This is a genomic window from Sphingobacterium sp. UME9 (assembly GCF_014170215.1).
GTDB lineage: Bacteria > Bacteroidota > Bacteroidia > Sphingobacteriales > Sphingobacteriaceae > Sphingobacterium > Sphingobacterium paramultivorum.
Genome location: NZ_LZZP01000014.1, coordinates 1 through 12,429 on the forward strand (window position 1 = coordinate 1; position 12,429 = coordinate 12,429).

9 protein-coding genes and 2 rRNA genes are annotated in these 12,429 nt (G+C 39.6%); 6 read left to right on the plus strand and 5 right to left on the minus strand.

Features of this window, described 5'->3' with window-relative positions; all coding sequences use genetic code 11:
- The 4 genes from A9970_RS26755 to A9970_RS26770 all read left to right on the plus strand — a co-directional run.
- A 23S ribosomal RNA gene (locus A9970_RS26755) occupies positions 1–1,012 on the plus strand; the annotation flags it as partial.
- Between the two features lie 121 nt (positions 1,013–1,133).
- Positions 1,134–1,245, plus strand: a 5S ribosomal RNA gene (gene rrf, locus A9970_RS26760).
- Between the two features lie 182 nt (positions 1,246–1,427).
- Positions 1,428–2,177: a hypothetical protein gene (locus tag A9970_RS26765; RefSeq protein ID WP_182984349.1), complete on the plus strand. Its 750-nt coding sequence runs from the start codon at positions 1,428–1,430 to the stop codon at positions 2,175–2,177.
- Positions 2,178–2,193: 16 nt separating this feature from the next.
- Positions 2,194–3,135, plus strand: coding sequence for a TIGR01212 family radical SAM protein (locus tag A9970_RS26770; RefSeq protein ID WP_120333202.1), 942 nt, complete (start codon positions 2,194–2,196; stop codon positions 3,133–3,135).
- A 150-nt stretch (positions 3,136–3,285) separates the two neighbouring features.
- Here the strand turns inward: A9970_RS26770 and A9970_RS26775 are convergent, their stop codons facing one another.
- Positions 3,286–3,753, minus strand: a complete 468-nt coding sequence (locus A9970_RS26775) for a nucleoside triphosphate pyrophosphohydrolase family protein (protein ID WP_046671593.1) — start codon at positions 3,751–3,753, stop codon at positions 3,286–3,288.
- A 94-nt stretch (positions 3,754–3,847) separates the two neighbouring features.
- Entirely contained in the window at positions 3,848–5,614 is a 1,767-nt protein-coding gene (locus tag A9970_RS26780; protein ID WP_182984350.1) for a pseudouridine synthase, read from the minus strand.
- Between the two features lie 242 nt (positions 5,615–5,856).
- On the opposite strand from A9970_RS26780, the gene A9970_RS26785 reads away from it, so the two are divergent.
- Positions 5,857–6,669: a lytic transglycosylase domain-containing protein gene (locus A9970_RS26785; protein WP_075994195.1), complete on the plus strand. Its 813-nt coding sequence runs from the start codon at positions 5,857–5,859 to the stop codon at positions 6,667–6,669.
- A 110-nt stretch (positions 6,670–6,779) separates the two neighbouring features.
- Here the strand turns inward: A9970_RS26785 and A9970_RS26790 are convergent, their stop codons facing one another.
- Together A9970_RS26790 and A9970_RS26795 are read right to left on the minus strand one after the other, a co-directional pair.
- On the minus strand, positions 6,780–7,433 hold the full coding sequence (locus A9970_RS26790; protein WP_182984351.1) for an outer membrane lipoprotein carrier protein LolA: 654 nt from the start codon (positions 7,431–7,433) through the stop codon (positions 6,780–6,782).
- Between the two features lies 1 nt (position 7,434).
- Positions 7,435–10,170 (minus strand): DNA translocase FtsK, encoded by a 2,736-nt coding sequence (locus tag A9970_RS26795; protein ID WP_153847291.1) that lies wholly within the window; start codon positions 10,168–10,170, stop codon positions 7,435–7,437.
- A 272-nt stretch (positions 10,171–10,442) separates the two neighbouring features.
- Between A9970_RS26795 and A9970_RS26800 the strand changes: the two genes are divergently transcribed.
- The gene (locus A9970_RS26800) at positions 10,443–10,952 is read left to right on the plus strand and encodes a GNAT family N-acetyltransferase (protein ID WP_182984352.1); all 510 of its coding nucleotides are present in this window, start codon (positions 10,443–10,445) and stop codon (positions 10,950–10,952) included.
- Positions 10,953–11,073: 121 nt separating this feature from the next.
- Here A9970_RS26800 and tyrS read toward each other — a convergent pair whose 3' ends face one another.
- Positions 11,074–12,357, minus strand: coding sequence for a tyrosine--tRNA ligase (gene tyrS / locus A9970_RS26805; protein WP_153847290.1), 1,284 nt, complete (start codon positions 12,355–12,357; stop codon positions 11,074–11,076).
- Positions 12,358–12,429: the final 72 nt, after the last annotated feature.

Sequence of the window (12,429 nt, forward strand, 5' to 3'; positions counted from 1 at the left end):
CATCGTAAGAGAAGCATTGAATCGAAGCCCCAGTAAACGGCGGCCGTAACTATAACGGTCCTAAGGTAGCGAAATTCCTTGTCGGGTAAGTTCCGACCTGCACGAATGGTGTAACGATCTGGGCGCTGTCTCAGCCATGAGCTCGGTGAAATTGTGGTATCGGTGAAGACGCCGATTACCCGCAACGGGACGGAAAGACCCCATGCACCTTCACTATAGCTTAACATTGAGATTGGGTACAGGATGTGTAGGATAGGCGGGAGATGTTGAAGTGGCTTCGCCAGGAGTCATGGAATCAACCTTGAAATACCGCCCTTTCTGTATTCGGTTTCTAACTCCCTTATGGGGAGGACATTGTTTGGTGGGTAGTTTGACTGGGGTGGTCGCCTCCAAAAAGGTAACGGAGGCTTTCAAAGGTAAGCTCAGTACGCTTGGTAACCGTACGTGGAGTGCAATGGCATAAGCTTGCTTGACTGTGAGACCGACAAGTCGAACAGGGTCGAAAGACGGACATAGTGATCCGGTGGTTCTGTATGGAAGGGCCATCGCTCAAAGGATAAAAGGTACGCTGGGGATAACAGGCTGATCTCCCCCAAGAGCTCATATCGACGGGGAGGTTTGGCACCTCGATGTCGGCTCGTCACATCCTGGGGCTGGAGAAGGTCCCAAGGGTTGGGCTGTTCGCCCATTAAAGTGGCACGCGAGCTGGGTTCAGAACGTCGCGAGACAGTTCGGTCCCTATCTGTTGTGGGCGTTGGAAGTTTGAGTGGATCTGACCTTAGTACGAGAGGACCGGGTTGGACAGACCTCTGGTGAACCTGTTATGCCGCCAGGTGTACGGCAGGGTAGCTACGTCTGGAATAGATAAGCGCTGAAAGCATCTAAGTGCGAAACTAGCCACGAGATGAGACTTCCTTATAGGGTCGTAGAAGATGACTACGTTGATAGGCCATAGGTGTAAAGGTTGAGAGACCAAAGCCAAGTGGTACTAATAGCCCGAAGCTTTCTCAAGCAGACAGACACTGTTGTCTTCCTCTTTAATTTTTGAAACAAACAGAAACGAAGCTCTTTCAATAGCTATGTCAGTTGGCATGAACGTGATATGAATATCATAGATCAACCAATAAAGATTTTTAGGTGCCTATATCGGCGGTGTCTACCTCTTCCCATTCCGAACAGAGCAGTCAAGCCCGCCAGAGCCGATGGTATTGCCGTAACAGGTGGGAGAGTAGGTCGGTGCCTTTTTTTACACGGAAGCCCTTGCTGGAAACAGTCAAGGGCTTCTTTCGTTTAAGTACTTCCCATGTGAAGCAGCATCTCGCCTGTTCTAGAACTCCCGTATCGAGGTTTTTTGTATATTGCTGTAAATATTACTTACTGGCCATATGAGAAATTGTTTGATCATCGTCTGTCTTCTCTTGTTTAATTTGAGATTAGGTATTTGCCAAGACGGACAGGATTACATTTTTGTTTCCTACCAAAACTATCTTCCAACCCCCAAGATAGGTATTGTTGATTTTTATAGGCAGTTAAATGAAAAATGGAAACGTGATAGGAATATGCTTGATGATGAAGCACATGTGGGATTCGAGGTTAGTAAGGATAGCACTGTCAGAGTTGTTTCTAGCAATTTTGGTCATGTAGATAAGACTGAAGAAATGAATCAAAAATTTTCATCCATATCAAAGTGGATACCGGCAAATAAAGATGGTAGATCGACCAATATAGCTCGCCAGTATATCATTAATCTTGGGGAAAGATCTTCTATAGGGGAATTGGGGACATATACAGGGAGTAGGGATACAATGGTCGTCATCGATCCTGGTCATATCCAATTTATTGGCGGTAAATGGTTGAATGCACTGTATTATAAAACACTTGATTATTTTTATACAAATGGCAGACTAAAAAAAATTGAGATATTAGTTTCAAGAAATAGGAATAGGTTTTATAGCTATTTGTCATTTAAAGAATTTGAACAATTTTTCGTATTCTATTACGGTTTACCTACTTATTATGATAATTCCCCCAATTTAGCCATTAAAAGAAGTTACTTCGATTTGGAGAAAACAGTTAAGGATAGTTCGTATAAATTATCTTGGGAAGATTTTCGTGATGGCCGTATCAGTTTAACATTTGATCCTGAGAAAGTAATGGTCACATATGATTTTTATTGAGTAACTTTGCAGCGCAATGGGTACATTATTGGACAACGGAATTAAACCGTATAATCATTACGGGGCTTATTTAAAGCAAAAGTATAACGGACAGAAAGTGTTTAAAGTGATTGTGGATGGTAATTTTACTTGTCCCAATCGTGATGGTAGTAAGGGTTATGGTGGTTGTACTTACTGTAATGTAGATTCTTTTACACCGGATACTGCCCGGAAAATTCCTTCGATACGGGAGCAGGTGGAATCGGGTATTGAAAGAGCACGTAATAGCTATGGCGCCGAGAAGTTTATTATTTATTTCCAACCAAATACAAATACATATGCGCCGACTCATCTACTGAAAATGATGTATGATGAGGCCTTAAGTATTGATCCTGAAAATACTTTGGGTCTTTCTGTTGGCACACGTCCTGATTGTTTGGATTTTGAAAAGATTGCATTGTTGGAGTCTTATACTGATCGTTACGATGTGGATTTGGAAATGGGTATGGAATCTATCTACAACGATACATTGGAGCAGATCAATAGAGGCTGTTCTCACGACGAATTTGTTCAGGCCATGGACATGTTGAAAGATACCCCTTTGGAGCTTTGTGTGCATACAATCTTTGGCTTCCCATGGGAATCTGAAGAAATGATGTTGAAATATGCAGATGAAATCAACCGGTTTCCACAGATTAAATTTGTGAAGTTGCATCACCTACATATTGTAGAGGGGTCTATTATGGGGGTTAAGTTCAAACGTGAGCCCTTTGAACTTTTTTCGATGGAAGGTTACACCGAGTTCTTAGCGAAGTTTATTCCTCGATTGCGTCCTGATCTGATCATTCAGCGTATTTTCGGGATTGCAGATAAAGAATTGTTAATTGCGCCGAATTGGGGCTTACCAAAATCAGGTATTCAAACATACATCGATAAGGGATTGGAAGCACGTCAGGTCGTGCAGGGAAGTCTTTTTTAGTCGCCCCTAATATTTCCTACTCTTTTGAATAGATCATCGTATGCTATCGCGTTTAATGAATATATTTCGCCCTATAAAACAGCAAAGGCTTCTCTAAAGAAGCCTTTGCTGTTTACCTACAAAAAATAGGGTACGATTATCATTTTTTATTTAGCCCTCAACAATCGTTTTTAGATCGGCTGGAGAGTAATTAATGGATTTTAACGTTTTATTGTCGGCTGTTCTGAACACCAGAAATTTGCCATCAACTTCTTTATAATAGGATTCTACACCTTTTAATTTATAGTGCTCCTGTGTAGCGATGGCTTCTGCTTCGTCTTTACATGCCTTGCTCATATTGGAACGTTGAACTTCATCAAAAAGAGCGGAGAATTTATCTTTTAAACCAAATTCTAATACCGCTCCAGCAAGTACATATTGAATGTCACATAGTGCGTCTGCAATCTCCACCAAATCCTTATCCTGGATGGCTTCTTCTAATTCTTTTAATTCCTCAGCGATCAACGATACCCGTAACGCACATCTTTGTTCAGATGGAATAGTAGGGGTGTCTAGGATTGGATGTTGGAATGTTTTATGGAATTCCGCAACGGATGAAAGTGTTTTCGGATCAGTCATATTCTTTGTTGTTTTATTTGAAAGAGCAAATATAAAAAATAAAGGACGGTTAACTGAATGACCGTCCTTTATTTTTATTTATCTTCTTAAGCGATTAAATCAGGTGCTTTAATTGCACGATTTCACGCTCCTCTAAATATCTCCAACGGCCACGTGGAAGATCTTTTTTCGTTAAGTTTGCATAAACCACGCGGTCCAATTTAACGACTTCATATCCTAGTGACTCAAAAATACGACGTACGATACGATTTTTTCCCGAGTGGATTTGGATGCCAACTTCACGTTTTGATCCACCTTGGACATAGCTCAAGTCATCGGGTTTGATTACACCATCTTCTAATTCGATACCAAAGTTGATTTTGTTAAAATCGCCTTGTGTAAGGCTTTTGTTTAACTCGACATTATAGATTTTGCTGATGCTGTTGCGCGGGTGTGAAAGTTTTTCAGCAAGACTACCATCATTTGTCATTAAAAGTAGCCCCGTTGTGTTTCTGTCAAGACGACCAACAGGATAGATTCTTTCTTTTGTCGCTTTAGAAACTAGTTCCATTACGGTATGACGCTCCTGAGGATCATCTGTAGTCGTGATATAATCTTTTGGTTTGTTCAACAAAACATAAACATTTTTTTCACGTTTTAATCGTTCGTTATTGTAACGGATTTCATCTGTTGCAGGATCTACCTTAGTACCCAATTCTGTAACAGGTTCTCCATTTACCCAAATGACACCAGCAGTGATAAGCTCATCAGCTTTACGTCTTGAACAAATACCAGCATTGGCGATGTAACGATTTAAACGAACTAAGCCGTCATCCTCTGCATCCTCTGCTTTTTTCTTTGGACGTTTAATATATTGTTTATCACCAAAGTTTTTGTTGTCATCAAAATTTCTACTTCTTTCGCCATCAAACTTTCTGTTAGAAGGTCTTGAAGAGTCATTTCTGTCTGAACGTTTGAAACTGTCTCTTTTATCAAAAGAACGCTCCGATCTATCAAAAGATCTTGGAGAATCACTTCTGTCTGAACGTTTGAAGCTATCTTTTTTATCGGAAGAACGTTCTGATCTATCAAAAGATCTTGGAGAATCACTTCTGTCTGAACGTTTGAAATTATCTTTTTTATCGAAAGAACGTTCTGAACGGTCAAAAGATCTTGTGGAATCATTTCTGTCTGTACGTTTGAAGTTATCCTTTTTATCGAAAGAACGCTCTGAACGGTCAAAAGATCTTGTGGAATCATTTCTGTCTGTACGTTTGAAGTTATCCTTTTTATCGAAAGAACGCTCTGAACGGTCAAAAGATCTTGAAGAGTCATTTCTATCTGAACGTTTGAAGTTATCTTTTTTGTCAAAAGAACGCTCTGAACGGTCAAAAGATCTTGAAGAGTCATTTCTATCTGAACGTTTGAAACTATCTCTTTTATCAAAAGAACGTTCTGAACGGTCAAAAGATCTTGAAGAGTCATTTCTATCGGAACGTTTGAAGTTATCTTTTTTGTCAAAAGAACGTTCTGATCTATCAAATTTATTGAAGGAATCTTTTTTGTCAAAAGATCTTGAAGAATCATTTTTATCAAATGAACGGCTTCCTCTACCAAAGGATTTTTCTGAATCATCTTTTGAACGAAAGGAATTGTTCTCTCCTCGGAAGGGAGGTTTGTCTGAGAATTTTTTAGATCCGAATGATCTGTTCTCACGATTATCATCTTTTCTGAAAGAGCCTCTTTCAGATTGGTCATTTGACCCATATGATTTTTTTCCGAAACTATTATTATTATCGCCTCTAGATTTGAAGCTATCTGAGTTGCCTCGTGACTTTCTGGAGTTGTCATCACGACTGTTCCTTTTATTGCTGAATGGCATTGTGTTTTGCTAAAATGTGAACCACAAAGTTAGGTATAATTTTGGGTTTTGCGAAAAAATCCTTATCTTTTTGTCTTTTCTTGAATTTACTGCGTTTTTACGCTAAAAAAGCCGCTTTAAATTGTCTGTATTGTAACTATTTGTTTTTTAAATAAATAGTGTTTACCTTTGTACCCTTGAATTTGAACCAAGCTATTTTTTGATCGATTAGAGTCGTGGATAGGATAGCATTAAGGGAGTGAATGATAAGAAAGAAAGTTTTATGTAGTAGTTTGATTTTGTTTGCTTTATTGCTGTCAAAATTATACTCAACCCCACACAACAACGCTTCAAACGGCGATAAGATCGTTGAACCGAAGCTCGTAGTAGTTCCCGCTCATCATGGGGACGAAGAAGAAAAAAAAGAAAAAAGCAATTCGTTTGAATCTTATATGAATTCATTGACATTTGCCGAAGATTCATTACCGATGGATCGTCCGCTTGTGGAAAGTAAATTGCGCAAATTTTTCAATCGATTCTCGTTTAAAAAAACAGGATCATACGATATGCACAAAAAGGCAGAGACCTATTTGCCTATGATCGCAAAGATCCTTAAATCACATGGTATTCCGGAGGATTTTAAGTATATCCCCTTAGTGGAAAGCGGGCTTAGTAAAGCTGTTGTTTCATCTAAGGGAGCTGGTGGTTATTGGCAGTTTATGCCGGCAACAGCGCGATTGTATGGATTGAAAGTCAATGGTACAGTAGATGACCGGAAAGATCTTGTCAAATCTACACATGCTGCTGCCAGATACCTGAAATACCTGTATGCCCAATTTGGAAACTGGACCTTGGTAGCTGCAGCATATAATGTCGGTGATGGTAGTTTAAGAGGTTCTATAAGAAGACAAAAAAAGGACGACTATTTTGCATTGAAATTGAATAATGAAACGGGTTCGTATGTTTACAAACTTGTTTCTATGAAGGAAATTATCGAACATCCGCAAAAGCATGGTTATTCGCGTTATGCAAACAAAGAAAGCGAGACGTTGGATAAAGAACCTAATATGCTATAAAATTGCGTAAAGTACAATAACGATTAAAGTACCATAAAAAAGGCTTTCCGATACTGGAAAGCCTTTTTTATGGTACTGCGTTTAATCAGTGTTATAGCGTCGGTAGATTTTTATCTTAAATCGACGATTTCAAAACCTTTGTAATCATTTTTGTTGAATGTGAATAGATTAGCTGAAAAGCCCTTATTGCCCTCTTGCGAAGCTAATGTATAGGTATAGCGATTACCACTTTTATCAAAAACGGTCGTGTCATAGATCAGATTGCTTGCCTTATTGATACGTAGCTTTATCTTTGAATAGTTTTTTTTGCTATCGAGCGGACTTAATTCAACGACACTTAGCGTAAGTCCCTTTACCTTTTCAGTATTGGTCAAGGTATATTTAAAACCGCTGGTGTAAAAGCTGAATATGTTTGTTGGATTTATCTCGTTGGTCGAATTGCTTGCTTCTGAGATTTCAACTTCCTTTTCTGCTTTCATGATATTCCACTGTGTCTTGGAATCCGATATCAATACTTGATTTTTGGTATTGACCTGGTACTTGTTGTTACTCTTGTCCAGGTATATTGTTCCAGCGTCAGTATGTGAGCCACCATTAGCTTGTTTAATATCTAATGAGAAGTTGGCCTGTATTGTTTTGTATGCACTGTACTTTTGGCTTACTTTCGTCAGTAATGCTTTAGCAGCGGCATCATTTTGTGCATAACTGTTTTGGCTGTATGCAATAATTAGCAAACCTACCATAAACCACAATTGTTTTTTCATCTTAGTTGTCCTTTCTTAACGTCTCCAAAAATTGTTCTAATGAATACTCATCTGGATAAAGTACCTCGCGGGCCTTACTTCCTTCAAATGGACCTACAATTCCAGCAGCTTCCAATTGATCGATGATTCGTCCTGCTCTGTTATAACCCAATTTTAATTTACGTTGGATTAATGAAGTAGAGCCTTGCTGATGCATGACAATCAATCGGGCAGCTTCTTCGAACAACTGATCGCGGTCTTTGGGATCAAAATCCACACTACCAGAACCATCTCCGTTTTCGTCTACGTATTCCGGAAGCATAAATGCCGAAGGGTAGCCTCGTTGTGCACCGATGTAGTCGGAAATTTGTTCAACCTCTGGCGTATCAACAAAAGCACACTGAATACGTATCAAATCACTTCCAGTCGCTAGAAGCATGTCACCTCGACCGATCAACTGATCTGCCCCGCCTGTATCTAGAATGGTCCGCGAATCGACTTTCGATAATACACGGAATGCAAGACGTGCAGGGAAGTTGGCCTTGATTGTACCGGTAATGATATTGACAGAAGGACGTTGGGTTGCAATAACCAAGTGAATCCCTACCGCGCGGGCCAATTGTGCCAATCGTGCAATCGGTGTTTCGACCTCTTTTCCTGCTGTCATCATTAAGTCGGCAAACTCATCAACAATAAGAACGATATATGGTAAGAATCGATGACCCTCCTCAGGGTTTAATCTGCGATTGATAAATTTTGCATTATATTCCTTTAAATTCCGTACCTGCGCATTTTTTAACAAATCATAACGTTGATCCATTTCTATACACAGAGAATTTAAGGTGTTGATTACCTTCTTCGTATCGGTGATAATTGCATCCCCGTCGTCAGGCAATTTTGCGAGGAAGTGGCGCTCTACTTTTTTGAATAGAGAAAGTTCCACCTTCTTAGGGTCAACAAGGACAAATTTTAGTTCGGCCGGATGCTTTTTATACAGTAAGGAGGTCAGAATGGCGTTGATACCTACTGATTTACCTTGTCCGGTAGCCCCTGCAACTAGAAGGTGAGGCATTTTAGCTAAATCGGCAATATAGACTTCATTGGAAATCGTTTTACCTAAAGCAATTGGGAGATCCATGTCTGTTTTCTGAAACTTCTCCGTAGCAAGTACCGATCGCATGGATACCATTTCCGGACTGGAGTTTGGCACCTCAATACCGATCGTTCCCTTTCCGGGCATAGGTGCAATAATACGTATACCCAATGCCGCAAGACTTAAGGCAATGTCATCTTCCAGATTTTTGATTTTTGAAATCCGTACACCTGGTTTTGGTATAATTTCATACAAAGTTACCGTTGGACCTATAGTTGCTTTGATACTTTCGATCTCGATGCTATAGTTTCTTAGTGTATCAACAATCCTGTTTTTGTTCGCTTCGAGTTCCTGTTGATTGATGGTAATTTTACCACCACCATAGTCCTTCAATAAGTCCAATGTCGGATGTTGGTAGCCAGAAAGGTCCAATTTTGGGTCATATTGTCCGAATTGGGCCACAAGGTCACTAGCAGTAATTTCTTTTTCCTCTTTGATATCTTCAACCACCAGACCGGGTACTGCATCGGGTTCAATGGCAGCTTCTAGCTCTTGTTGAGGTTCTGCTTCGATTTTCGGTGCTTGATATTCCCGGATTAGCGGTAAGTCTTCCGCTCCAAATTCTTCATTCGGCTGATCAATTGTAAAACTGATTGAAGGCGTATTATCTGTTCGTTCCAGCGGACTGTCGTCGAATGAGAGCACCACTTTGTCTTTCGGATCAATTTGTACTTCAGGTACGGGGTGATGTGTAAAGGCAGGGCGCTGAAGTTCTTCCTGTAAATCTTTTTCACGAGCAGATTGAAATCGCTCATTGATTGATGTTGGCCGTTGAATAGATTCCCGTACAGATTGGATGGAATCATCTTCAATATGAATTTTGTTTCTTAGATTGTGTGGAGCGTATTCATCCTCATCCTCTTCGTCCAAATCTTCGGAGAATGACTTGGATTTTCTGTTACTGAATAGGACAAATTTAAAATCGAGGTTGTAAAGTAAGATTAATGTTGTCAGGTAGGCAAAAGCCAATATACAGCCTACGCCGACAATGCCAACTTGTGCTTCCAGTAATTTATTGGTCCAAAAACCAAATTTCCCCTCAAGCATATGCGGTGTATCGGCCATAAATCCATGGAGGAAGCCTAATGTTACCGAGATAAAAACGATAGCAACAAAAGAATAGACTACAGTACGGTATAATGGAAGCAATGATTTCTTGAACAACAAGCGATATCCTAAAATGAATAATACCGGGATAAAAAGAAAAGATGCGACGCCAAACCATTCGTACATGAATTGGTTGGCAAGTAATGCGCCAAATTTCCCTAGTTTATTATCGACAACGGGTAGATCAACAGCTTCATCATGAATTTCTTCTGTAGATCTGAATAATGTCGACCATCCGCCATTGGTTTTTGCGATATAACTTTGATCGTCTTCCCAAGTGAATAGGTAGGAGACGAAAGCTGTAGCAAATGCCAATGAAAGCAAGATCAATAAAATCCCTAATATCTTGACAGCCTTCTGCTGTGCATCGGAATAATCTCTTGGTACACTGTTTTTTTGACTTTTTTCTTTTTTAAATGTTGTTGATTCCTTTTGAGGGGCACGTTTGCCGGAAACCGAATTCCCTGTCTGCCTAAATGTATTTCCTTTGTTTGACATTGAAAAGCTCACAATTATACTGCTTACAAACTTAGTTATTTTGATAGTATTTTAAAGATGCTGATGGCCTATTATTTTAAGTTTGTCGTTTTTTATGAATGAATAAATTTAGATGTAGCTAAAAAGCTTGATAGCTATAATGACTAGCAAATACTATGCCCTGCAAATAGGTTTGATCAAAGAATGTGCATATCTATACAGATTGCTGTTTTGGTGTATTCTTTGGAGTTGCTGTAAAATATGTAGTTTTACGAATAAAAATAACAGATAGGATGAACAAGTTTGAAATACGAAAAGCTACATTGGCTGATAAAGGACGGATTTGGGAAATTATACAACAAGCAATTGCCCTCAGGAAAGAAGAAGGGAGCCGACAATGGCAAGATGGTTATCCGAATGAAGATGTTGTGCAGTCGGATATTGATAAGGGCTACGGGCATGTCGTTGAAGTGGAGCATAGGATTGTAGGTTATGTTGCTATTATTTTTGATGTCGAACCTGCTTATAATGATATTGACGGAAAATGGTTAAGTGATGGTCCTTATGTCGGTATACACCGATTGGCTTCGGCGCAGGATCCGCATATGAAAGGTGTGGGAACGGGAATCATGTCTGGGGTGGAGAAGATCGCGGTTGATCATGGGGTTTATAGTATTAAGGTGGATACTAATTTTGACAATGGAGGAATGTTGCATGTGTTCGAAAAGCTGGGGTATCAATATTGTGGGGAGGTACATTTTAGAGGAGCGTCGCGTAAGGCATTTGAAAAACTATTAAAATAACCGGACCGATTTTTTTAGCGGTGCAAGAATAGCTTTGGATTGCATAAAAAAGTCCCTTTTGATTTAATCAAAAGGGACTTTTTTATACTTATGGATTATTAAATCAGGATATTGCTGATCATTAATCTACGATAATCAGGTAGTAATTCTTTTTACCGCGTTGTGCAACAATATATTTATTGTTTACAAGGTGATTTTCCGTAACTGACTCTTCTATATCAGTTGCTTTTTCTCGGTTGATAGAAACTCCGCCGCCCTGAAGCATTTTGCGGGCTTCACCTTTGGAAGGGAATACTTGTGTCTGAACAGCCAGTAAATCAAGAATATTGATGCCTGCTGCAAGATCTGCTTTAGCGACCTGAAACTGAGGGATGCCTTCAAATACCTCTAAAACAGCCTCGTGGTCTAAGTTGTTCAAAAATTCTAAAGAACCATTACCAAAAAGAAATTCAGAAGTTTTGATCGCAGTTTCGTATGCTTCTTCGGAGTGGGTACGAATGGTGATATCTTTTGCCAGTGCTTTTTGAACTAAACGTAAGTGTGGCGCTGCATCATGTTCTGCAATAATAGACTCTATTTCGTTCTGAGGTTTGAGCGTGAAAATTTTGATCCAGTTTTTAGCATCATCATCTGACGTATTCAACCAAAATTGGTAATATTTATACGGAGAGGTTTTCTTTGGATCTAACCATACGGCACCAGATTCGGTTTTTCCAAATTTCTGACCATCGGCTTTTTTGATTAATTGCGTGGTGATTGCATAGGCCGTTCCCTGATCTTGGCGACGAATCATTTCACTTCCTGTTACAATGTTACCCCATTGGTCGGACCCACCCATTTGAACTTTACAGTTATGGTGCTTCCAAAGGTAGTAGAAGTCATATCCTTGAATCAATTGATAGGTAAACTCTGTAAATGAAAGACCATTGTCGCCTTCCAGACGTTTTTTTACCGAATCTTTTGACATCATATAGTTAACGGTAATCATTTTACCGATATCACGAATAAAATCCAAAAATTTAAAATCTTTGAACCAGTCGTAATTATTAACCATTTGGGCGTCATTTTCACCTTCTCCAAATTCAAGAAATTTGCCTAACTGTTTTTTCAGACAAGCTACATTATGCTGTAAGGTAGCTTCGTCCAACAAGTTACGCTCTGCAGATTTGAAAGAAGGGTCTCCGATCATTCCTGTCGCGCCTCCAACCAGGGCAACTGGTTTGTGGCCTGCATTTTGGAAGTGAATCAAAGTCATGATCTGCGTCAAGTGTCCTACGTGTAGAGAGTCGCCTGTGGGATCAAAGCCGATATAACCAGCGACTTTTTCTTTATTCAGTAAGTCTTCAGTGCCTGGCATAATATCTTGCAACATGCCTCTCCAACGTAATTCTTCTACAAAGCTCATTGTTAAATGGATTTAATTTTTTAATTTACAAGATGCAAAGATAGGAGATTAAGCGTATATTGAGCGAATAAT

Bases quoted from the DNA above. Each gene is read 5' to 3' on its own strand.
- tyrS (WP_153847290.1), bottom strand. From the start codon at position 12,357: ATGAGCTTTGTAGAAGAATTACGTTGGAGAGGCATGTTGCAAGATATT.
- A9970_RS26785 (WP_075994195.1), top strand. From the start codon at position 5,857: ATGATAAGAAAGAAAGTTTTATGTAGTAGTTTGATTTTGTTTGCTTTA.
- A9970_RS26775 (WP_046671593.1), bottom strand. From the start codon at position 3,753: ATGACTGATCCGAAAACACTTTCATCCGTTGCGGAATTCCATAAAACA.
- A9970_RS26800 (WP_182984352.1), top strand. From the start codon at position 10,443: ATGAACAAGTTTGAAATACGAAAAGCTACATTGGCTGATAAAGGACGG.
- A9970_RS26795 (WP_153847291.1), bottom strand. From the start codon at position 10,170: ATGTCAAACAAAGGAAATACATTTAGGCAGACAGGGAATTCGGTTTCC.
- A9970_RS26790 (WP_182984351.1), bottom strand. From the start codon at position 7,433: ATGAAAAAACAATTGTGGTTTATGGTAGGTTTGCTAATTATTGCATAC.
- A9970_RS26770 (WP_120333202.1), top strand. From the start codon at position 2,194: ATGGGTACATTATTGGACAACGGAATTAAACCGTATAATCATTACGGG.
- A9970_RS26780 (WP_182984350.1), bottom strand. From the start codon at position 5,614: ATGCCATTCAGCAATAAAAGGAACAGTCGTGATGACAACTCCAGAAAG.